The organism is Mesorhizobium sp. B2-3-2 (assembly GCF_006442295.1).
Taxonomy (GTDB): domain Bacteria; phylum Pseudomonadota; class Alphaproteobacteria; order Rhizobiales; family Rhizobiaceae; genus Mesorhizobium.
In genome coordinates this window covers 115778-138135 of sequence record NZ_VFWA01000016.1, presented here as the reverse complement: position 1 = coordinate 138135, position 22358 = coordinate 115778, and the positions used below count along the sequence as shown (strand labels likewise).

Sequence of the window (22358 nt, the reverse complement as noted above, 5' to 3'; positions counted from 1 at the left end):
GATACCACCGGCACCGCCAGCGCCGCCACCCGCGCCGCCACCCCCGCCACCTGCAGAGCCGAGCCCATAGGTACCGGGATTGCCGGTATAGCCTGCGCCGCCACTCGTCAGATACCAGCCCCTGCCCGTGCCGCCAGCCCCACCGCCGGCCCATGCGGGAGACGACGCGAGATCGACCAAAGCCAGACATGAGACACCCGCAAGTAGAAAAGGCGGCGCGAATAAAAACAAATCTCTGCTGTTTGACATCCGCCGCCCTACATCCAAGCCGATAAATCACCTCACGGCGCGGAACCTACGTCGATAGTTGCGCCGACTGCAAGCAAAAGTGCGACGGGACAGTCGCTCGGGCACTCAAGATGGTCGCCGCGGGCGTTTGTCGAGTTATCGTGGCGCCCGGCCATGTGCGGCGTCATTTTTCGGTTTCGCTCATGCCCTTGCTTGCCCCAGCCGGTTGAATATTTCGACCTGGCGCTCACTTGCTCTGCGAATCGGCGAGGAGGCGATGCATATCCTTCGGACTGCGTGGTTCCTTGCCGAAACGGGCATTGAAATCGGCGGCGAACTCGGCCGCATAGGCATTGACCGCCTCGATCGTGCTGATGCCGCCCTGGCGCAGTTCCTTCACAAGCCGGTCCTGCAGCGTCTGATTGGCGCGTTCGACTCTGCCTTTGGCCTGCGAAGTGTTGGCGCAGATGATGTCGATGTTCAACTCGTAGAGCGCGCGACCGAACTGCGTCAGGCCACTCGTTCGATCCTTCTCCGAACCATGCGTCGTGCGAAAGACGCCATGCTTGTCGCTGTAGAAGGAGATCGGCTTGCCCCATTCCTGCAAATACGCCTTGGTGGCGATCAAGTAGTCGAACGTGTTCTCGGAACCAGCAAAGCGCAGATGCAGCAGCCTGCCCGTCGCGTCGTCGATGTAAACGAGCAGGGCGCATTTAGAGCGGTTCAGGCATTGACTGAATCGGCTGGGATTCCCGTTTGGGCTGATTTGTGATTCAAGATGCTGGCTGGATCGGAGGCCAGCATCGGATGACGCGAGCTCTTTCGAATGATCTTCGTGAGCTTGTTGCGGCGGTTGAGGCCGGCGAAAGCTGCCGATCGGTGGCTGCTCGCTTTGGCATAGCGGTGTCGTCGGCGGTGAAGTGGTCGCAGCGCTATCGGGAGACCGGTTCTGTCGCGCCTGGTAAGATGGGCGGTCACCGCAAGCGTGTCTTGGAGCCACACCGGGCTTTCATCGCAGAGCGGATCAACCAAACGCCGCATCTGTCGCTGCATCGCCTGAAGGATGAGCTTGCGGCGCGTGGTGTGAAGGTGTCGCACGACGCGGTGTGGCGGTTCCTGCGGCGCGAGGGCCTAAGCTTCAAAAAAAACACTGTTCGCTCTTGAGCAGGCTCGCGCCGACGTCGCGCGGCGGCGTCAACGCTGGCGATCCTGGCAGATCGACCTCGACCCGAGACGGTTAGTCTTCATCGACGAGACCTGGATCAAGACCAACATGGCGCCGCTGCGAGGCTGGGGGCCGAAGGGCAATCGCCTGCGCGGCTTGGCTCCGCATGGCCATTGGCGCACGCTGACCTTCCTTGGAGCGCTGCGCTGCGATCGGCTGACTGCACCTTGCGTCTTCGACGGGCCGATCAACGGCCATGTTTGATCCCAGGCTTTGATGGGGCATCCTTATCCTCCGAATCGAAGGAGGCACTATGGGCCAGGTTCTCCATGGGAGCGCCACGACGACAGAGGCGGTCCGTCGAGCGATACAACATAGTCAAGAGAGCCTGAGAGCCCTAGCCAAGCGCTACCGGATCAACCAGAAGACTGTCGCGAAGTGGCGGGAGCGGACCTCAACAGCCGACCTTCTGACGGGGCCGAAAGAGCCGCGGTCGACGGTTCTTTCCGTCGAGGAGGAGCGCTGCAGCCGACGATCCCGCATCTGACGCGATCATCGGCGTCATCAGTGCGAATTCAACGCGCGTTGCGCTTTGCCTGCGCCACCTTGGCCGCCTTGCGTTGTCGGCCGAGCTCGGCCGGCCGAACCAGATTCGGCGTCCTCTGGTTTGGCACGGCCCGCATGCCCTTATGGGCGGTGCGCGCGTTGAACGCTGGACCGTCCGTCGGCGCTTTCTGTTTCAGGGCCAGCGCCTTGCGCGCGCTGTCGACCAATGAAATCCGCGCCGTCAACTGGCGGCGCCGTTCGGCCTCGCCATTCAGCCGCCGCATGGCCATCGCCAGCACCGCAAGCTTCACCTGCGAGCCGCTGTCGGCCTTTGAAGCGACAGCCCCTTTCGGTGTGCCCTTGCCCCGGATTTCGCGCCGGCGTCGATGCGCCTCGGTCTGCGCCTTGTCGCGCCGCTCCCGCAGGCGTTTGACGAGGCCGGACAGATCCGCGTCGGAAAGGTCCTGGACCGCCGGATGGTGCGATTTCTCCACCAGTTCGTGTTCGTCGGCACTCAGCGCGCGCGCTTCTTCCTTGCGTGAAATCGCCATGACACCACTCCTCCGCTTGGGTTGCCCGTCTCGTTCAGACCTCCCGCGCACGGAGTCTCGGCCCGAATGCCGGCGCGGTCAAGACGATCTGCGCTGGCGGCTCCCTCTCAGGCACCGGAATGGGCGTCGACACTGTAGGGATACACGGGATAGTCCGCACCGATGGCAGCTCGTACGCGCCCCAGCCACGCCTCGAATGCCGGGTAATCTGTGAGCGAAAAACCGCAATCCTCGGCCCGATGGCCGTACGCATAAACCGCGATATCGGCGATCGACAGCTGCTTCCCGACAAGAAATGCGGTCTCGGCGAGGCTGCGGTCCAGCGCGTCGAGCGCGCGGGTGCCGGCTTCCCGTTTTGCCGCGACCATGCCCTGGTTGCGTTCGAGCCGCCCGGTCAATGTCCAGAAGCGCAGAGAGCCGATGACCGGCTCGACATGATATTGCTCGAAGAACAGCCACTGCATGACCTTCGCGCGCTCATACCCGTCCGCTGGAAGAAAGCGCGTACCTTCGGCGAGATAGGCGAGGATCGCATTCGACTCGGCGATGGTGCGACCGTCCTCGAGCTGGAGAACGGGAACGGCCCCAGCCGGGTTGAGATCAAGGAAGGCGTCGGTGCGGCTCTCGCCCTCGAAAATCGAGACGATGCGCGTCTCATGCGGGATTTTGAGCAGCCCGAGCAGAACACGCACCTTCCAGCCATTCTGCGAAGGCAGATAGTCATAAAGCGTCAGCATGGGTGATCCCTTTCCCCGATGAGAGGATCGTGTTCTGCACCTTGTCCGCGACAAGCGCATTCCGATTCTTGCGCATTCGCTGGAAGGGCGGGAAAATGAGACCTGGTCACGCACGTCAAACGGCAGGCCTGCGATCCTTTAGGCAATTCGTCGGCAACTCGACCGATGTCCGCGGTCCACTTTTGCCGAAACTCGTCCCTATCCCGCGGCCGGCAGGATCTTACCCGGGTTCATGATATCAAGCGGATCGAGCGCCTGCTTGATCGTGCGCATGATGTCGACGCCATGGCCAAGCTCATGGCGCAGGAAGCCGATCTTGCCCTGGCCGATGCCATGCTCGCCGGTGCAGGTGCCCTCCATGGCGATGGCCCGCATATTGAGCCGCGCCACGAACTTTTCCGACAGCGCGATTTCCTTCGGGTCGTTCACGTCCATCAGCACCAGGACGTGGAAATTGCCGTCGCCGGCATGGCCGACGATCGGCGCGACAAGCCCCATTTCGGCGATGTCGGCCTCGGTTTCGGTGACGCATTCGGCAAAACGCGAGATCGGAACGCAGACGTCGGTCGACAGGCCCTTGGCGCCTGGCCGTAGCGTCAGCGACGACCAATAGGCGTCATGCCTGGCCTTCCAAAGTTTGGTGCGCTCCTCGGCGACGCTGGTCCACAGGAAGGGTCCGCCGCCATTTTCCTCGGCGATCATGCCGAAGGTCTCGGCCTGTTCGGCAACGCCTGCATCGCTGCCATGGAACTCCACGAACAGGCACGGGCTTTCCGGGTAATCGAGCTTGGAGTAAGTCTTCATCGCCCGCATCTGCAGCGCATTGACCAGTTCGATGCGCGCCACCGGAATTCCCATCTGGATCGTCGCTATGACGGCGTTGCATGCCGCTTCGACGCTCGGAAACGGACAGACACCACCGGAAATCGCCTGCGGAATCCCTTGCAGCCTTAATGTCAGTGAGGTGATGACGCCGAGCGTGCCTTCCGAACCGACCAGCAGCCGCGTCAGATCGTAGCCGGCGGAGCTTTTTTTCGCCCGTTTGCCGGTCGTCACCGCCTCGCCATCGGCCATGACGGCCGTCAGCGACAGCACGTTCTCGCGCATCGTGCCGTAGCGCACAGCGTTGGTGCCTGAGGCCCGTGTCGCCGCCATGCCACCCAGCGAGGCATTGGCGCCGGGATCGATCGGGAAGAACAGACCGGTGTCGCGCAGATGCCGGTTGAGATCCTCGCGCGTCACCCCGGGCTCGACCGTGCAGTCGAGATCCTGCGGATTGACCGATAGGATCCGGTTCATCCGCGACGTGTCGACCGAGATGCCGCCGCCCGGCGCGTTGGTATGGCCTTCGAGCGAGGAGCCGACGCCGAAGGCGATCACCGGCACGCGGTGCGCCGCGCAGGCGCGCACGATCTCCTGCACCTCGGCGGTCGTTTCCGGGAAGGCGACGCCGTCCGGCGCCTGCGTCGGGATGTAGGTGGTCGTATGCGCATGCTGGGAGCGGATCGCCTCGCCGGTCTGAAAGCGCTCGCCAAATCGCTGCTTGAGGATACCGAGCACGGCGGCGATGCCATCTTCGTTGCGCTCGACCGGATTGAGGTCGCTCAGGGCCATGAATTTCTCCGCGAATGGACCAGTGTCCATGCTTGTCATGCATTTATGGATGATGCCTAACGCAATTCCAGGAAAAGTGTGAAGCGGTTTTCCCGGGAAAAGCGCCTAGCGCTTTCCCTAGAGAATTGTATCAAGAGGCGGTCCGGCGTTTCCGTGAAACGATGAACCGCTCTCACAACCACGCTCTGTCCAGCACCACAACAAGGAAGTTGCCATGCCGATCCCCGCCCCTTTTGTTTCTCAGCCAATGGCTATCGAGAAGGACTGGATCGACTATAACGGCCATCTCAACATGGCCTACTACAACGTCCTGTTCGACCGCTGTTCGGATGAAGCCTTCGAGGCGATGGGCATGGGGCTGGACTATGTCAAGAACCGCCGCCTCACCATCTACACCGCCGAAGTCCATGTCTGCTACGTGCAGGAACTGCATCTCGACCACAACGTCACAGTCTCGTTCCAGCTCATCGACCATGACGAGAAGCGGTTGCGGTTCTATCAGGAAATCCGCCATGCCGACGGCTGGCTCGCCGCCACGTCCGAGCAGCTTGCACTGCATGTCGACATGTCCGGGCCCAAGGTAGCCCCCTTCCCCGCCGACGTGCTGGCCAAGATCGAAGCGATGCGCGCCGCTCACGCAGCCTTGCCGATGCCCGAACGCGCCGGCCGCTCGATCGGCATCAGGCGCAAATAGGTCGAAATCGACGTCCACCTCGTTCCCGGACGGACCGGACCTGGGCTTCAAAGCCACACCGACAAGCCAAAATCGTCGAACCTTCAAATCGGCGAGCGCCAGTGGTTGAAGCAGCCTCCTGCCCGCGTTAACCTTACCGAGGTTTTAACGGGAACAAGCCATTTGAGCCGTTGAACGACTCAGCGGAGCGTTCGAAAACGTCCGCACAGGGTCGTTCTACGGGCGGCGGGGCGAAGCCGATTCGAGGTAAGTGCATGAAAACCGACATCAAGGTCGAGGTGGACAGGCTAGCCGCGGATCCACGCATAACCGACTATGATTTCTGGCGTTCGCTGAAGAACGTCGACAACGAGATCTTCCACATCGCCAATAACAACGAGCCGATCCCCTTTGACATGATCCGCTGGCGCAGCATCTTGAAGCGCGCTCGCCTGAAGCGCGGCCACGCCTGACGGCGGCGAGTCGAGCGGCCACCTGCTTCACCGCCGGGCAATTGATCTGTTGCGCCGGTCAATCCAGCCGCCTGATCGCCGCCAGCGGCGAGCGCGCCACCACCGGGGATGACTGGATGATCGCCGTGTTGGTCATCGCGTAGGGAATGATGCGGTCGATCACCCGCTCGAGTTCGGCCACCGAGCCGACATGCGCCAGCGCGATGAAACAGTCCTCGCCGGTTACCCGGTCGCATTGCGCGATCTCGGGCAGGTCGCGGATGATCTCGGCCACGACGGCGAGCTGCCCCGGCACCGGCCTGATGCGCAGCCATGCCGACAGGTTCAGGCCAAGCGCCGCCGGATTGATCCGCACGCAATAGGCTTCGATGACGCCGCTCTCCTGAAGCTGCTTGATGCGCTCGGCTACGCTCGGCGCCGACAGGCCGACGGCGCGCGCCAGTTCGGCCGTGCTGGCGCGCGCATCTTTTTCCAGCAGGCGCAGGATCTTCAGGTCGACGGCATCGAGATTGAGATTTTCGTTTCGAAGGCGCTTCATCGAAAACTCCTTGCATGTCGAAAGCAATCGAGACTTCTGAACGATCACTAGCCATATGAACCGAAAAAATTGCCTGTGATACTGATCCGATGAACGATCGGGCGCAAGTCCAAACCACGCGCACCGCAGGTGCGGCCTTTACCAACCTGGCGACATCGCTGCCGCCGCATGTCTGGTTCTGCGTCAGCGCCGTCTTCCACTATCTCGGCCCTGCCTTCGCCGTGCTTTTGTTTGCGCAGATCGGCGTGCTTGGCATGGCCTGGCTGCGCATCGCCACAGCCGCGTTGATCTTCGCGCCGCTGACGCGTCCGTGGCGAACCTTCGCCCAGGCCGATCGGTCGACACGGCTGCTGCTGCTCGCCTTCGGCGCCTGTCTGGCAGTGATGAACTGCTCCTTCTATCTGGCGCTCGACCGCCTGCCGATTTCGTTGGTGGCCGCGATCGAATTCGTCGGCACCATCGGCGTCGCGCTGGTCGGCCTCCGAAGCGCGCGCAATCTCGCTGCCCTTGCTGTCGCCGTGGCCGGCACCTTGCTGCTGATCGACGTCAAATGGTCCAGCGATTCCATCGGTCTGTTCTGGGCCTTCCTCAACGGCGCGCTCTTTGTGGGCTATATCGTGCTCGGCCACCGCGTCGCCGCTTCAGGCGCCGGCGGCGGCATTGCCGGGCTCGGCGCCGCCATGGCCGTGGCCTTCCTGGTCGTGCTGCCGATCGGCTTCACCGACGCGTTGCCCGCCTTTTTCTCGGCGCCGCTGCTGCTGGCGGCCATCGGCGTCGGCATCTGCTCCTCGGTTATCCCCTATATCTGCGATCAACTCGCCATGGCGCGGCTGCCGCGGTCGAGCTTCGCGCTGATGCTGTCGCTGCTGCCCGTCACGGCGACGCTGATCGGCATGCTGGTGCTGCGCCAGATCCCCGGCATCAGCGACTGCATCGGTATTGCGCTGGTGGTGGCCGGCGTTGCCTTGCACAGGCCGGCGAGCACGCAGTAGGTCCTGCGCTAAGCCAGTTTCTCCTTCAGGAAGGCGACGGTCCGGCCCCAGGCGAGATCAGCCGCCTTCTTGTCATAGCGCGCTGCCGAAGTGTCGTTGTTGAAGGCGTGATTGGCGCCTTCATAGACATAGACCGTGTATTCGACATGCGCGGCATCGAGTTCCTTCTTGAAGGCGGCGATGCCGGCATTGGTGCGTTCGTCCAACCCGGCATAGTGCAGCAGCAGCGCCGCCTTTATCTTGGACACGTCCGCGGCCTTCGGCTGCATGCCGTAATAGGCGACGCTTGCCGCCAGGTCAGGCGCGTTGACGGCGAGCATGTTGGCCGTGCCGCCGCCCCAGCAGAAGCCGACGGCGCCGACCTTGCCATTGCCGTCCTTGTCGGCCTTGAGGAAAGCCACCGTCGCGACGCCATTGGCAACGGTCCGCGCCGGATCCAGCTTGGTGAACATGTCGCGCGCCTTGTCCTCGTCGGCGGGCGTGCCGCCGAGCGGCGACAGGAAATCCGGAGCGAGCGCCACGAAGCCCTCCAGCGCCACGCGCCGGGCGATGTCGCGTATATGCGGGTTGAGTCCTCTGTTCTCGTGGATGATGATGACGGCGCCGAGCTTGCCCGCCTGATCCGCCGGCCTGACCAGATAGGCCTTCATCTCGCCGCCGGCCCCGGGATAGGTGATGTCCTGGCCTCTCACGCGGGGATCGTTCTCGGCGACGATGGCCGCCTGGGCGGAATTCGCCGCCAGCATCGGTGCGATCGCCGCGGCCGCCGCCCCTGACCCGGCAAGCCGGGTCAGTTGCTCCATGAAGCGGCGGCGATCGAGTGTCAGATGCGTGTATTCGTCATAGGCGTCGATCATCGCCTGGGTGATCCCAGGCTTTGCTGGTGTCGTGGCGGCTGCTTTGGTCATGGCGCATTCCTCGGCCTCAAGCTTCAATACCGGAGCTACATAGGAGCGCGGCTGGCCCGGTCCAGCCTGGATGGGCGCGGCGACGAGCATTGGCCGCAGCCGGTGAAGCCGGCAATGCCGGCGCCCACCCCATCACTTTTTGGTCATCGCCATGGATCCTGCAGGCACCTGCCACAACAATAAGGGAAGCTGCGTGCTACCGATGCGCCGTGCCATCCCGTCCCGACCAGAAGGAGCGCCGCCGATGATCATGCCGATCCTCACCAGCGCGTTCGTCCTTGCCCTGGCTGCCGCTCAGGCATTACGCTTCAGGCTTGTGGACGCAGGCAGGGCGGTCGATGATCGAGTTTCGCATCGGCAAGGACCGCCGCACGGACCCGAAATCCCAAATTTGAGGTGAGACCATGAACGTCCAGGATATCGTCAACACCGTCTCGCAAAAGGCGGGCCTCGACCACGCAACGACAGAGAAAGTCGTCGGCACCATCTTCTCGGTGCTGGAGCACGAGGCGGAAGGCACCAACGTCTCGGGTTTCTTTGCCAAGATTCCCGGCGCAGACGATCTCGCCCGCCAATACGACGTCATGGCCGCCGGCGCGGCCGGCGGTGGCGGCCTGCTGTCCTCCTTGCAAGGCGCGCTGGGCGGTGTTCTCGGCGAAAAGGCCGGCGCACTGATCAACGGCGTCGCCGCGCTCAAGGCCTCCGGCCTCGACATGGCGCAGATCAGGCAGGCCGGCGCCACGCTGATCCAGCAGGCCGAAGCCGCCGCCGGCCCTGACCTCACCAATGAAGTGCTCGGCTCGGTGCCCAGCCTGAAGAGCCATCTCGGAATCAGCTAGGCCGCGGTCCTGCGGGGACCGCGCGCCATTCCTACTTCGGCAGCGCGTACGCCATCACATAATCGCCCGGCTTGGTGCCGACCGAGCCATGGCCGCCGGCGACTATGACCACGAACTGGCGCCCGTCAGCCACCGTATAGGTCATCGGCGTAGATTGTCCGCCGGCTGGCAGGCGCGCCTGCCAGAGCTGTCTGCCTGAGGTCAGGTCGTAGGCGCGCAGGTAGTCGTCGACCGCGGCGCCGAGGAAAGCCACCCCGCCGGCTGTGATCATCGGCCCGCCAATGCCGGGCACGCCGACCTTGAACGGCAAAGGCAGCGGCGTCATGTCGTAGACCGTGCCGTTCCTGTGCTTGTAGACGATCTGGCCGGTCCTGAGATCGGCGCCGGCGACATAGCCCCATGGCGGCGCCTGGCACGGAATGCCGAGCAGCGACAGGAACGGTCCCATCACCACCGCATAGGGGGCGCCGTCATTGCGGTTCAGCCCCTGCTCGCTGCCCTTGCTGTCGCCTGGCGGCGGCACGTCCGCACGGGGCACAAGCCTGGAGGTGAAGGCGAGATAGGTCGGCATGCCGAACAGCACCTGCCGGACCGGATCGACCGCCACGCCGCCCCAGTTGAAGACGCCGAAATTGCCGGGATAGACCAGCGTGCCCTGCAGCGACGGCGGCGTGTAGCGGCCCTCGTAGCGCAGCCTGTGCAACGCGATCCGGCACGCCAGCTGGTCGAACATGGTGATGCCCCACATGTCGGCATCGGTCAGCGGCGGCGGATTGAAGGAAAGGTCCGACACCGGCTGCGTGGGCGATGTGTGGTCGCCTTCGATGGCGCCGCCGGGCGCCGGCACTTCCTTGACCGGGATGACCGGCTCGCCGGTGCGCCGGTCGAGCACATAGAGGTCGCCCTGCTTGGTCGGCCCCACCAGCGCCGGCACGACCGTGCCGTCGGCCTTGGTGATGTCGACAAGGCTCGGCTGCGCCGGCACGTCCATGTCCCACAGGTCATGGTGCACGGTCTGGCGCACCCATTTCAATTGCCCCGTATTGAGGTCGAGCGCGGTGATCGAGGAGGAGAATTTCTCGACATTGGCGCTGCGGCCGGCGCCGAGCTGGTCCGGCGTCTGGTTGCCGAGCGGTATGTAGAGCAGGCCGAGCTTTTCGTCGGCACTCGGCGTCGACCACATGTTGGGCGAATTGGCGGTGTAGGTCTGGCCTGCCGCGAGCGGCGTGGTCTGGTCGGGATTGCCGGAATCCCAGTTCCAGATCAGCGCGCCCGTGGAGGCATCGAAGGCGCGGATGACGCCGGAGGGCTCCTGCGTGGAATAATTGTCGTTGACCGCGCCGCCGACGATGATCTTGCCGCCCGATATCAGCGGCGCCGAGGTCGAATAGTAATAGCCGGACTTGGGATAAGGCATGCCGGTCAGAAGGTTCAGCGTGCCGCCTTCGGCAAAAAACGGACAGACCTGACCGTTGGCGGCGTCGAGCGCGATCAGCCGCGCATCCGAAGTCGGCAGGTAGACACGCGCGGCGCAAGGCTGCCCGGCACCGATCTTGGCGTCGGCGTAATAGGAGACGCCGCGGCAGGTCTGGTGCTGGCGGTCCTTGTCGAGCTTGACCTGGGGATCGTAGCGCCACTTCTCCTTGCCCGTGGCGGCGTCGATGGCGATGGCGAAATTGTGCGGCGTGCAGATGTAGAGCGTATCGGCGATCTTCAGCGGCGTCACTTGATAGGTGGTCTCGCCGACATCGTCAGGACCCTTCACGTCGCCGGTGCGATAAGTCCAGGCCGGCTGCAGGTTGGCGACATTCTCCGGCGTGATCTGGTCGAGCGGCGAATAGCGCTGGCCATAGGGCGTGCGGCCGTAGAAGTGCCATTCGCCGGCAGGTACGTCGCCGCCGAGATCGGCCGCCGGGGTCACCTTGTCGGTGTTGAGATTGCCGGCAATACCCTTGGGATCGGTCGTCATTGAATAGCCGGCGACCGCCAGCGACGCCAACACCGCGAGAATGAGCGGCGCGCGGCCATCGGGACCAACAAGGCCCCGCCTCGCCCACGGCGTCAGCAGCCACAACGCGACGAGCACGATGATGCCGCCGCGCGGCCCGAGTTCCCACCAGTCGAAGCCGATTTCCCAGACCGCCCAGGCAAGCGTGCCCAGCACGATCGCGGCGTAGAGCCAGAGCGCGGTGGATCTGCGCCGGTAGAGCAGCCATGCGGCGATGAGGAAGGCGATGCCTGATATGATGTAGTACCAGCTACCTCCCAGTGAAGCCAACCAGATGCCGCCGGCGCCAAGCGCGAGGCCGATGAGGAGGAGAATGAGGGAGGTGATGGTGACAGCCAAGATGATACTCCTTCGACTGTTGCGCGCCTCGAGGCGGCTATGGGCAACAGGATCCCCTCCCTGCCCTTTGCCCAGCTTTCTCCCACCCGCCCTGCCTGTCAAGCAGGCCGGGAACAATCAGGGGTGGAACAAAACGTAGACAGTTCTGGTCTTTCTTCACCGAATCACTACATTCGGGGGCGATGTCCGGCTTTTCCGAAGACATGCCCTTTTTCGATGAACCCGATGCGCGGCCTACCGCCCCGTCGGGTATCGCCGCGCGCGCCATGGCTGCCCGCAGCGGCCACAACAACGCGCCCGACTATCTCAAGGGATTGAACCCCGAGCAGCGGCTGGCGGTGGAAACCACCGAAGGGCCGGTTCTGGTGCTGGCCGGTGCCGGCACCGGGAAGACGCGCGTCTTGACCACCCGCATCGCCCACATCCTGGCGACCGGAAAAGCCTTCCCCTCGCAGATCCTGGCCGTGACCTTCACCAACAAGGCCGCGCGCGAGATGAAGCAGCGCATAGGCATCCTGATCGGCGAAGGCAATGTCGAGGGCATGCCCTGGCTCGGCACCTTCCACTCGATCGGCGTCAAGCTCCTGCGCAGGCACGCCGAGCTTGCCGGGCTGAAATCTGACTTCACCATTCTCGACACCGACGACGTCGTGCGGCTGATCAAGCAATTGATCCAGGCCGAGGGCCTCGACGACAAGCGCTGGCCGGCCAAGCAGTTCGCGCAGATGATCGACGGCTGGAAAAACAAGGGACAAGGCCCGGCCGATATCGCCGAGGGCGATGCGCGCAGTTTCGCCAACGGCAAGGGCCGCGAGCTCTACAGGGCCTATCAGGAGCGCCTGCAGACGCTGAACGCCTGCGATTTCGGCGATCTGCTCTGCCACCCGATCCGCATCTTCCGCGCCAATCCGGACGTGCTGAAGGAGTATCACAAGCGGTTCAGATACATCCTCGTCGACGAGTACCAGGACACCAACACCGCGCAATACATGTGGCTGCGCTTGCTGGCGCAGCGGCCGCACGCTGGGCGTTCGTCGACGTTAACATCGACCGATCTGCGATCGGTCGAAGGCCGCAAGCCCGACCGGGCGTCCGAGTCTGTGCGAGGCCCGCGCGGAGGGCCCGCGCCGGCAGGCGCGGAACAGCCCGTGAGCGAAAACAAAGTCAACATCTGCTGCGTCGGCGACGACGACCAGTCGATCTATGGCTGGCGCGGCGCGGAGGTCGACAACATCCTGCGCTTCGACAAGGATTTTCCGGGCGCCACCATCATCCGGCTGGAGCGCAATTATCGTTCCACCGCGCATATCCTCGGCGCCGCTTCGCACCTCATCGCCCACAATGAGGGCCGCTTCGGCAAGACGCTGTTCACCGATCGCGACGATCCCGAGGACGGCAAGGTCAACGTCCACGCCGCCTGGGATTCCGAGGAGGAAGCGCGCGCCGTCGGCGAAACCATCGAGGCCTATCAGCGCCAGAAGCACAATCTCAACGACATGGCCATCCTGGTGCGCGCCTCCTTCCAGATGCGCGAATTCGAGGACCGTTTCGTTACGCTCGGCCTCAACTACCGCGTCATCGGCGGCCCGCGCTTCTATGAGCGCATGGAGATCCGTGACGCGCTTGCCTTCTTCCGCGTCGTCGCGCAAGGCGCCGACGATCTCGCCTTCGAGCGGATCGTCAATGTACCCAAGCGCGGCCTCGGCGAAACCACCATCCGTCAGATCCACGACACGGCGCGGGCGCTGCGCGTGCCGATGCTGGAAGCCGCCGGCAAGCTCGCCGAGAGCGACGAGTTGAAGCCCAAGCCGCGCGCCGCATTGCGCGAGGTCGCGGCCAATTTCGAACGCTGGCAGAAGGCGCTGGAAACCACGCCGCACACAGAACTCGCCGAGACCATCCTGGAAGAGAGCGGCTACACCGACATGTGGAAGAACGACCGTTCGGTCGAGGCGCCCGGCCGGCTGGAGAACCTGAAGGAGCTGATTCGCTCCATGGAAGAGTACGAATCACTGCGCTCCTTCCTCGAACATGTCGCGCTGGTCATGGATGCCGAGCAGAACGCCGAACTCGACGCCGTCAACATCATGACGCTGCATTCGGCCAAAGGCCTCGAATTCGAAACCGTCTTCCTGCCGGGCTGGGAGGAAGGCCTGTTCCCGCACCAGCGCGCGCTGGACGAAGGCGGCCGTTCCGGCCTGGAGGAAGAGCGCCGGCTGGCCTATGTCGGCGTCACCCGCGCCAAGAAGAACCTGCATATCTGGTTCGTCTCCAACCGCCGCATCCACGGCCTGTGGCAATCGACGATTCCCTCCCGCTTCCTCGACGAACTGCCTGAAACCCATGTCGAAGTCGCCGAAAGCGGCAACTCCTATGGTGGCTACGGCAATTCCTATGGCGGCGGCTCGTTCGCTTCCGGCCGAGGCGGCCGCCAGAATCCCTATGGCGCCTCGCGCTTCGACAATGTCGGTGCCGAAAAATCCGGCGCCTTCTCCAACAGCTACGCCACGCCAGGCTGGCAACGGGCGCAGCAGAACCGCACCGAGGCGACCGACCGCAACTGGGGCTCGCGCTCCGGCCACCAGGTCGAGCGCATCGGCTACGGCGAGACCGATTCCGGCTACGGCGCCGGCCGCACGAGCGTCAAGGGCCGCACCATCGACGGCGAGCTGGTCGCCAAATCCGTCGCCGATAAGCCGTCCCCCTTCAACGTCGGCGATCGCGTCTTCCATCAGAAATTCGGCAACGGCAACATTTCGGCCATCGAGGGCAACAAGCTGACCATCGACTTCGACAAGGCCGGCCAGAAACGCGTGCTGGACGGGTTTGTCGCGGCCGTGTGAGAGACGCCTTTCTGCTCTTCCGTAGAATTGGCGAAGCCCTCAATCCACCTTCTTCTCGCCGGCCTCGCCGGCCTTGACGATATCGCCCGTCGTAAACAGGATTTCCTTCAGTTCCGCGCGCCAGTCCGTCTTCTGGCGCAGCAGGAATTCGAGGTCCATGCCGAAATGCTTGAACTCCTCGCCTTGCGCGTTCTTCATGATGGCGCGGGCCTGTGGGTCCTTCTCCACCGACATGCGCTGTTCGTACCAGCTGATCGCTTCCGCTTCCTCGATCAGCGAGGTGATCATGCGGGCGAAGGTCCGCACCTCCTGCGACAATTCTTCGGGCGGTTCGTGATACTGGTCGAAACCCATGTGGTCGTCCTCCCTCAATGGCTCGCAACGCGAGCAGGCACCGGCCGTGCCATGAATGCATGAGAGGCGCAGCAGGTTCCGGATCGCTTCCACAATTCAGGACGATGAAAGGAACAAGCTATCTCACGATACCGGCGCCGCCCCGCCCTCTTCGGTGCGGCGCGCGATGAAATCATCGAGCACAGCTGATGTGGCAATGGCCGTCGCCGGCGGCTCGAAATCGGCGAGGATGCGCTTCCAGATGCCGGTGGCGCGTTCGGTAGCGGTCTTGGAACCGGTCTGCGTCCAGTTGCCGAAATTCGACCAGTCGGCCACCAGCGGCTCGTAGAAGGCGGTGCGGTAGCGCGCCATGGTGTGACCTGCCGAGAAGAAATGGCCGCCGGGCTGCACTTCGGCGATCGCCTCGAAGCCGATGGCATCGTCGTCGCCGGGCGTGGCGACGCACAGTTCAGCCACCGTCTGCAACGCCTCGATGTCGGTGACCAGCTTTTCGAAGGAAACGCTCAGCCCCCCCTCCAGCCAGCCGGCGGCATGGATGCACACGGTAGCGCCCGCCAGCACCGAGCCCCACAGCGCAAACTGCGTCTCATGCGCCGCCTGCGCATCGGAGATGTTGGCCGCGCTGCCGCCGCCCGAACGCCACGGCAGGCCGGTGAAGCGCGCCAGTTGGCCGGCCCCCAGCGTCGCCTTGATATGCTCCGGCGTGCCGAAGGCCGGCGCGCCTGATTTCATGTCGACATTGGAGGAGAAGGAGCCGTAGACGACAGGCGCGCCCGGCCGCACGATCTGCGCCAGCGTCAATCCGGCCAGCGCCTCGGCATGCTGCAAAGTCAGCGCGCCGGCCACCGTGATCGGCGCCATCGCACCCGCCAGGCAGAAAGGCGTGATGATCAGGACCTGCCCGGCTCTGGCGAAGTCGATGATGCCTTGCGCCATCGGGATGTCGAGCTGGCGCGGCGAATTGGTGTTGATGACGGTGTAGCAATGGGCGCCCGAGCGAAACTCGTCTTCGGACAGCCCGCGGGCCAGCCTGATCATCTCGAAGCTGTCGTCGACCTGCGGAGTGCCGCGCGCGAACACGAACGGGAACTTGTCCGAAAGGGTCAGTTGCGCCCGGTTGACGGCGTAGTGACGGAAACGGTTGTCGATGTCCTGCGGCTCGATGCAGGGTCCCAGCATATGCAGGACGTCGAAATGCTGCACCAGCCTGATGAGTTCCTCGAAGGCGGCCAGCGTTCCGGGCCGCCGGCCGCGCTCGAGATCGGTGACGTTCGGCGCGCCGGAGCCCGCCAGGAAGGTCATCGAGCCGAGTTCGAGCGGCAGGTCGCGGGCACGTGCGCCGGCATGAGCGTGGATCGATCGCGGCGCCGAGGCCAGCGCGGCCGCCACCATGTCGCGGCCGATCCGCACCATGTCGGTATCGGGGTCGACCAGGGCGCCGGCGCGGGCGAGCAGGTCGCGCGCCTGCGGCAGCAGAACTTTGATGCCCAGCTCTTCCAGCACGCGCAGCGCCGTATCGTGGATCGAGGCGACGTGGTCGTCCGAAAAGATCGGCTGCGGTAGGAACGGGTTCTTCAGCAAGCGGTAATTGGGCCGGCGGCTGCTCTCGCTGCCGGCCTCGCCGATGCGTCCCCGTCGGCGCTCGCGCCTGCTTTCGCGTGCTGCGTCATCGATCATCCGGAAACCTCCTCATTGCCGCATCGCCTTGCCCAAGGGATCGTAAGGCGAAGCCGGAATGACACGCGCCGGCCGCTCGGTGCCGACAATGTGCACGCAAAGCGCCGTTCCTTCCTCGGCAAAATCGTCATCCACCAACGCCAGCGCGACGCTTTTGCCGATCGTGTAGCCAAAGCCGCCGGAGGTGACGAAGCCAACGCGCCGAGCGCCGTGCCAGACCGGTTCGAAGCCGCTGGCGTCCGCATCGACGGCATCGACTTCCAGCGTCACGATGCGTCGTCCAACACCCGGCTTGCGCTCCTTCAGCGCCGCCTCGCGGCCAACGAAATCGCCCTTGTCGAAGGCGATGAAGCGGTCGAGCCCTGTCTGGCCGGGCGTGTAGCCTTGCGTGAATTCGCGCGACCAGATGCCGAAGCTCTTTTCCAGCCGAAGCGCGTTGAGTGCGTAATAGCCAACTTCGGCGAGGCCGAGATCCTCACCGGCGGCAAGCAGCGTTTCGCGCAATGTGGCATGCATGGTGGCCGGGCAGTTGATCTCGAAGCCGAGCTCGCCGGCGATCGAAAGGCGAGCCATCCGCGCCCCCACCATGCCGATGTCGAATTCGCCGCATGGCATGAATGGCAAGGCTTTGGAGGAGATGTCCTGGTGCGTCGTGCGCTCGACGATCTTTCTGGCATTGGGACCAGTGACCAGGAAGCCGGACATCGCATCTGAAATATCGGTGACGCAAACGCCTTCAGCCACATGCGCTTCGAACCAGCGCATGTGGAATTCGCGCAGATAGTAGGAGCCCATCAGCCAGTAGTCGCCATTGCCCCAGTTGAAGACGGTAAGATCGCCCTTCAGCCGCCCGTCCGGCCCGAGCACCGGCGCCAGTCTCGCCTGTCCCACCTTCGGCAGCCTGCAAACCAGAAGCCTATCGAGCCAGGCCTCCGCGCCCGATCCTGAGATCGCGTAGCGCGCATAGGCCGAGATATCGATGAGGCCGGCGGCGCGCCGGACTTGCAGCGCCTCGTCGCCGATGATGTCGAAGGCGTTGGAGCGCCCGAGCGTCGTCTCCTCGCGGAATCCCATCGGCGCGAAATAGGCGGGGATTTCCAGCCCCCAGGAGGCCGTCCATTCGCAGCCGGCCGCACTCATGCCGTCATAGGCGCCGGGGCGCTTCAGCGGCCGGCCCGCCGGCAGCCGCTCGTTGGGAAAGGTCATGACGAAACGGCGAGAATAGAACTGGCGCGTGGTCTGCCTGAGATATTCCCGGTTCGCGGCGAAGGCGCCGTAGCGGGCGATGTCCATGCCGAAGATGTCGGCCTGCGGCTCGCCGCAAATCATCCATTCGGCCAGCGATTTGCCGACGCCACCGCCCTGGCTGAAGCCGGCCATGACGCCGCAGGCGACCCAGTAATTCTTCAGGCCGCGCACCGGCCCGACGATCGGATTGCCGTCCGGGGTGAAGGTGAGGGCGCCGTTGACCCATTTGCGGATGCCTGCCGTCGCCAGGCAAGGGAAGCGCTCATGCGCCTTGGCAAGTTCCGGGCTGATGCGGTCGATGTCTTCGGGGATAAGCTCGATGCCGTAATCCCAAGGCGCGCCGTCCATGTTCCAGTGCTTCGGGTTCTGCTCGTAGACGCCAAGCAGCACGCCCTTGCGCTCCTGCCGCAGATAGGAAAAGCCGTCGAGATCGACGGCCAGGCCGAGCTCCTTGTCGAGGGCAGCGACTTCCGGAATGTCCTCGGTGACGAAATAATGGTGCTCCATCGGCGTTACCGGGAGCTCAACCCCGGCCATGCGGCCGAGTTGCTTGGCCCACAGCCCACCGGCATTCACGACATGCTCGGCGGTGATGGTGCCTTGCTCGGTGACCACGCCCCAATGGCCATCGGCCCGCGCCTTCAGCTCGACCACGCGGTTGCGCAGGATGACGTCGGCGCCGCGCTTCTTGGCGGCACCGACATATGCATGCGTCGTGCCGTAGGGGTCGAGATGGCCTTCGTTGGAATCGTAGAGGCCGCCGAGCACCCCGGTGACATCGACGATCGGGCAGATCGCCTTGATCTCGTCAGGCGTCACCAGCCGGGCGGTCTCGATGCCGACCGACTGGAATACCGCCCAGGCCGATTTCAGCCACTCCCAGCGCGCCGGATCGCTGGCGATGTTGACCCCGCCGGTCATGTGCAGGCCGACGTCCTGGCCGGATTCGGCCTCGATCTCACGGTAAAGGTTGATGGTGTAATCCTGCAGCGCGGCGACATTGGGATCGGCGTTGAGCGCGTGGAACCCCGCCGCCGCATGCCAGGTCGAGCCCGCCGTCAATTCGGCGCGCTCGATCAGGGCCACATCCGACCAGCCGAACCGCGCCAGGTGATAAAGCACCGAAGCGCCCACCACTCCTCCCCCGATGACGACTGCGCGGTAATGAGACCTCAAGGCTTCCCTCCCCGGACTGTCCGAAACGGGCACCCTATACGTACTGTACATAAGTGTCTAGTACTACGGACAGCTCCTGGACGCTGTCGAACCTGTGTCGGAACGATCGATTTTTCGGCGCGGCCGCACTTCCCCAGCAGCGTCGCGGCGGGCCGACGCGAATGCGTCACCAACAACTGTCATGCAAGCATCATGTTCGCGCCTTAGACCGCTTGGCGAGGGCACAAGCGGCCCTCCAGGGCGGCAGCCTCGCCGCCCCCAGGCAGCCTCAGAATTCCGCCGTCCCGGCGCTTTGTCATCAAGGGGATATCCATGACGGATCTACGCTTATTCTCGTTGCGGCTGCTGGCCGCCGCGCTGGCGGCCTCGGCCGTTTCGCTGCCCGCCTTCGCCGACAGCTCGGCCAGCGTCGGCGGCGACAGTTTCGTCAACAAGGGGCTTGTGGGGGTTGGCCGCATCCCGGCCGGCCAGCGCGACAGGTTCGGCGAGACCTTCGGCTCCGGTTCCGGCATGTCGATCGACACCGCGGGCTGGAGGCATGATGCCGGTACCTACAAGGGCTCGCTTTGGCTGCTGCCCGACCGCGGTTATAACGTCGTCGGCACCACCGACTACCGGCCGCGCCTCAACACGATCAACATCGAGTTCGCCCCTGCGGCGCCAGGTGCCGCGCCCACAGCCGGCCAGGAGCAGACCGGTCTCAAGGCGACGCTCGCTGACACCATGCTCCTGACCGACGACAAGGGTGCCGACGCCAGCGGTCTCGACCCGTTGAACGGCGTGCGTCCCGCCGCTGGCGACATGCCTGTCCTGCCGCAGGCCGACAACGGCAAGCTCGCGCTCGACAACGAGGCGATTGTGCGGCTGCCTGACGGCACTATGCTTGTCTCGGACGAATACGGTCCCGACATCTACCGCTTCTCCGCCGACGGCCGTCTGATGTCGGCGACCCAGCCCCCGGCCGCGCTCGTGCCGATGCGCCACGGCACGGCCAATTTTGCTTCCGACAATCCGGGCCCAGGTGCTGCCGAACCCGATCCAAAGGATCCCGAGACCGGCCGCCAGAACAATCAGGGCCTCGAAGGCATGGCAATGACGCCGGACGGCAAGTTCCTGATCGCGGTTTTGCAGTCGGCAACACGGCAGGATGGCGGTGATTCGGCCTCGACACGCCAGAACACCAGGGCGCTGGTCTATGACGCCTCCGATCTTGCCCATCTCAAGCTGGCGCACGAATACGTCGTGCCGCTGCCGGTGTTCAAGGACCCCAAGGGCAAGACCAAGGTGGCTGCGCAAAGCGAGATCGTGGCGCTGTCGGATACCGCTTTCCTGATGCTGGCGCGCGACAGCGGCAACGGCCAGGGCCTGAAGGGCGACGAGTCGCTCTATCGCAAGATCGACATCGTCGACCTTTCCGGCGCGACCGACATCGCCGGCGGTCCCTTCGATGCCGCCGACAAGCCGGTGGCGCCCAAGGGCATGCTCGATCCGTCGGTGACGCCGGCAAGGCTGACGCCGTTCATCGACATCAACGACAAGGCCGAGCTTGCCCGCTTCGGCCTGCACAATGGCGCGCCCAACGACAAGGACAACCTCTCGGAGAAGTGGGAAGCGATGTCGCTGGCGAGCGTGCTCGATCCGAAGCTGCCCGACGACTATTTCCTGTTCGTCGCCAACGACAACGACTTCCTTGCACAGGACGGCTTCCAGGTCGGCGCGCCCTACAAGGCCGAGGACGGTGCTGATGTCGACACCATGTTCCTTGTCTATCAGGTCACGCTTCCCGGCCTCGCCAAGAAGTAAGCATCTTACCGGAGGCGCCTGGCGGCGCCTCCGGCCCGACAAGCATGATCGGATGCACGACGGCATGCCTTGCCCGCCGTCGCTCCTTTCGCAAAGGTGCATCCCGGTCGGCCCTGCGGTATCCTGCGTGCCGGACTCAAAAGAACCAGCTTTGCCGGATTGCCCGCCATGGATGAAAAGATGCCCGCGCGCCGGCGCACCGGTGACCTGACCAGCGGCCCCATTCCACGCACGCTCCTGCTGTTCGCCCTGCCGGTGCTCGGCTCCAACGTGCTGCAATCGCTCAATGGCTCGGTCAACGCCGTCTGGGTCGGCCGCTTCCTCGGCGAATCCGCGCTCACCGCCACCTCCAATGCCAACCTGGTGCTGTTCCTCATCCTCGGCACGGTGTTCGGCATCGGCATGGCGGCCACCATACTGGTGGCGCAATCGGTCGGCGCCCGCGACCTGCCCGAGGCGCGCCGCATCGTCGGCACCAGCGCCACCTTCTTCTTCTTCGTCTCGATGCTGTTCGCCGTCTGCGGCTGGATCTGGGTCGACGCCATTCTGGGCGCGCTCGGTACACCGCCCGACGCCTTGCCGCTGGCGCGCTCCTATTTGCGCATCATCTTCGTGGCCGTGCCAATGATGAACCTTCTGTCCTTTGTCATGACGGTGCTGCGCGGGGCCGGCGATTCGCGCACGCCGTTCTTTTTCATGGCGCTCGCCGTCGTGCTCGATATCATCTTGAACCCACTGCTCATCCGCGGCGTCGGGCCGTTCCCCGAGTTCGGCATCGCAGGCTCGGCAATCTCGACGCTTGTGGGCCAGACAGTGAGCGTCATTGCCATCCTGATCGTGCTCTATGTCCGCAAGCACCCGTTGCGTCTGGCCGGCGCCAATCTGGCGCTGCTGCGGCCGGATCCCGCCTTGCTGCGCGTCGTCGTCTTAAAGGGGATGCCGATGGGTTTGCAGATGATCGTGATTTCGGCCGCGGCCCTGACGGTGATGGGCATCGTCAATTCCTACGGCTCGCAGGTGGCCGCCGCCTACGGCATCGCCGCGCAGTTATGGACCTACATCCAGATGCCCGCGCTTGCCATCGGCGCGGCCGTGTCCTCGATGGCGGCCCAGAATGTCGGTGCCGGCCGCTGGGACCGCATCAGCCGCATCGCTGCGTCAGGCGTGGGCTTCAACCTGGTGCTGACCGGCGCTCTCGTGGCACTTCTATGGGTCTTCGACCGCTCGATCCTCAGTCTGTTCCTGAGCCGCGACAGCGCGGCGATAGACATCGCCGCTCACATCAACAACGTCGCGTCCTGGTCGTTCATCCTGTTCGGCATCACCATCGTGCTGTTCGCCACCGTACGCGCCACGGGCGCCGTGATGCCGCCGTTGGTCATCCTGGTGATCTCAGTACTGGTCGTGCGCACCGGCTTTGCCTATTTCATGCGGGATGTGATCGGCGAGGAAGCGCTGTGGTGGAGTTTCCCCGCCGGCTCGATCACCTCCCTGCTGCTGGCCGCGGGCTATTACCGCTTCGGCGGCTGGCGCACTTTGCATATGATCGAGAACAGGCCGGCCGCCGGCGAGCCGCCCGACACCGGGCTCGGCGTGCCGCGGCAACGCGCCCATCTTTCCCCCGAGACGCCGAACGGCTGAGGCTG

16 protein-coding genes and 3 pseudogenes are annotated in these 22358 nt (G+C 64.4%); 9 read left to right on the top strand and 10 right to left on the bottom strand.

Annotated elements, in window-relative coordinates; genetic code table 11:
* Nucleotides 1-484: 484 nt before the first annotated feature.
* Nucleotides 485-943 (bottom strand): annotated as a pseudogene (locus FJ964_RS26165) (ISNCY family transposase); the annotation flags it as partial.
* A gap of 92 nt (nucleotides 944-1035) precedes the next feature.
* On the opposite strand from FJ964_RS26165, the pseudogene FJ964_RS26160 reads away from it, so the two are divergent.
* Together FJ964_RS26160 and FJ964_RS26155 are read left to right on the top strand one after the other, a co-directional pair.
* Nucleotides 1036-1648: pseudogene (locus tag FJ964_RS26160) on the top strand (IS630 family transposase); the annotation flags it as partial.
* 58 nt (nucleotides 1649-1706) lie between these two features.
* A pseudogene (locus tag FJ964_RS26155) lies at nucleotides 1707-1913 on the top strand (IS481 family transposase); the annotation flags it as partial.
* A gap of 55 nt (nucleotides 1914-1968) precedes the next feature.
* On the opposite strand, the gene FJ964_RS26150 reads toward FJ964_RS26155, so the two are convergent.
* From FJ964_RS26150 to FJ964_RS26140, 3 genes are all read right to left on the bottom strand, one after another.
* A complete protein-coding gene (locus FJ964_RS26150; protein ID WP_140553165.1) occupies nucleotides 1969-2490 on the bottom strand; it encodes a hypothetical protein in 522 nt (173 codons plus the stop codon).
* A gap of 107 nt (nucleotides 2491-2597) precedes the next feature.
* Complete coding sequence (locus tag FJ964_RS26145) at nucleotides 2598-3227, bottom strand: glutathione S-transferase family protein (RefSeq protein ID WP_140553163.1); 630 nt, start codon at nucleotides 3225-3227, stop codon at nucleotides 2598-2600.
* Between the two features lie 198 nt (nucleotides 3228-3425).
* Nucleotides 3426-4841, bottom strand: coding sequence for an FAD-linked oxidase C-terminal domain-containing protein (locus FJ964_RS26140; protein WP_140553161.1), 1416 nt, complete (start codon nucleotides 4839-4841; stop codon nucleotides 3426-3428).
* A gap of 214 nt (nucleotides 4842-5055) precedes the next feature.
* Between FJ964_RS26140 and FJ964_RS26135 the strand changes: the two genes are divergently transcribed.
* Both FJ964_RS26135 and FJ964_RS26130 read left to right on the top strand, forming a co-directional pair.
* Nucleotides 5056-5535, top strand: coding sequence for a thioesterase family protein (locus FJ964_RS26135; RefSeq protein WP_140553160.1), 480 nt, complete (start codon nucleotides 5056-5058; stop codon nucleotides 5533-5535).
* A 254-nt stretch (nucleotides 5536-5789) separates the two neighbouring features.
* Nucleotides 5790-5987: a hypothetical protein gene (locus FJ964_RS26130; RefSeq protein ID WP_013894716.1), complete on the top strand. Its 198-nt coding sequence runs from the start codon at nucleotides 5790-5792 to the stop codon at nucleotides 5985-5987.
* 58 nt (nucleotides 5988-6045) lie between these two features.
* On the opposite strand, the gene FJ964_RS26125 is transcribed toward FJ964_RS26130, so the two are convergent.
* Nucleotides 6046-6525: an Lrp/AsnC family transcriptional regulator gene (locus FJ964_RS26125; protein WP_140553158.1), complete on the bottom strand. Its 480-nt coding sequence runs from the start codon at nucleotides 6523-6525 to the stop codon at nucleotides 6046-6048.
* A gap of 89 nt (nucleotides 6526-6614) precedes the next feature.
* Between FJ964_RS26125 and FJ964_RS26120 the strand changes: the two genes are divergently transcribed.
* Nucleotides 6615-7517, top strand: a complete 903-nt coding sequence (locus FJ964_RS26120; protein WP_140553156.1) for a DMT family transporter — start codon at nucleotides 6615-6617, stop codon at nucleotides 7515-7517.
* 8 nt (nucleotides 7518-7525) lie between these two features.
* On the opposite strand, the gene FJ964_RS26115 is transcribed toward FJ964_RS26120, so the two are convergent.
* Nucleotides 7526-8425 (bottom strand): dienelactone hydrolase family protein, encoded by a 900-nt coding sequence (locus FJ964_RS26115; protein ID WP_140553155.1) that lies wholly within the window; start codon nucleotides 8423-8425, stop codon nucleotides 7526-7528.
* A gap of 404 nt (nucleotides 8426-8829) precedes the next feature.
* Between FJ964_RS26115 and FJ964_RS26110 the strand changes: the two genes are divergently transcribed.
* A complete protein-coding gene (locus FJ964_RS26110) occupies nucleotides 8830-9264 on the top strand; it encodes a hypothetical protein (protein WP_140553153.1) in 435 nt (144 codons plus the stop codon).
* A gap of 31 nt (nucleotides 9265-9295) precedes the next feature.
* Here FJ964_RS26110 and FJ964_RS26105 read toward each other — a convergent pair whose 3' ends face one another.
* Complete coding sequence (locus tag FJ964_RS26105) at nucleotides 9296-11611, bottom strand: glucose/quinate/shikimate family membrane-bound PQQ-dependent dehydrogenase (protein ID WP_140553152.1); 2316 nt, start codon at nucleotides 11609-11611, stop codon at nucleotides 9296-9298.
* A gap of 182 nt (nucleotides 11612-11793) precedes the next feature.
* Between FJ964_RS26105 and FJ964_RS26100 the strand changes: the two genes are divergently transcribed.
* Entirely contained in the window at nucleotides 11794-14454 is a 2661-nt protein-coding gene (locus tag FJ964_RS26100; RefSeq protein WP_140553150.1) for a UvrD-helicase domain-containing protein, read from the top strand.
* A gap of 39 nt (nucleotides 14455-14493) precedes the next feature.
* Here FJ964_RS26100 and FJ964_RS26095 read toward each other — a convergent pair whose 3' ends face one another.
* From FJ964_RS26095 to FJ964_RS26085, 3 genes are all read right to left on the bottom strand, one after another.
* Entirely contained in the window at nucleotides 14494-14808 is a 315-nt protein-coding gene (locus tag FJ964_RS26095) for a hypothetical protein (protein WP_140553149.1), read from the bottom strand.
* A 123-nt stretch (nucleotides 14809-14931) separates the two neighbouring features.
* On the bottom strand, nucleotides 14932-16485 hold the full coding sequence (locus FJ964_RS26090; RefSeq protein WP_140553147.1) for a trimethylamine methyltransferase family protein: 1554 nt from the start codon (nucleotides 16483-16485) through the stop codon (nucleotides 14932-14934).
* Nucleotides 16486-16497: 12 nt separating this feature from the next.
* Complete coding sequence (locus FJ964_RS26085; protein WP_140553146.1) at nucleotides 16498-18909, bottom strand: FAD-dependent oxidoreductase; 2412 nt, start codon at nucleotides 18907-18909, stop codon at nucleotides 16498-16500.
* 312 nt (nucleotides 18910-19221) lie between these two features.
* On the opposite strand from FJ964_RS26085, the gene FJ964_RS26080 reads away from it, so the two are divergent.
* Nucleotides 19222-20712 (top strand): esterase-like activity of phytase family protein, encoded by a 1491-nt coding sequence (locus FJ964_RS26080; protein ID WP_140553144.1) that lies wholly within the window; start codon nucleotides 19222-19224, stop codon nucleotides 20710-20712.
* A 168-nt stretch (nucleotides 20713-20880) separates the two neighbouring features.
* Nucleotides 20881-22353, top strand: a complete 1473-nt coding sequence (locus FJ964_RS26075; protein WP_140553142.1) for an MATE family efflux transporter — start codon at nucleotides 20881-20883, stop codon at nucleotides 22351-22353.
* The last annotated feature ends 5 nt before the right edge of the window (nucleotides 22354-22358 follow it).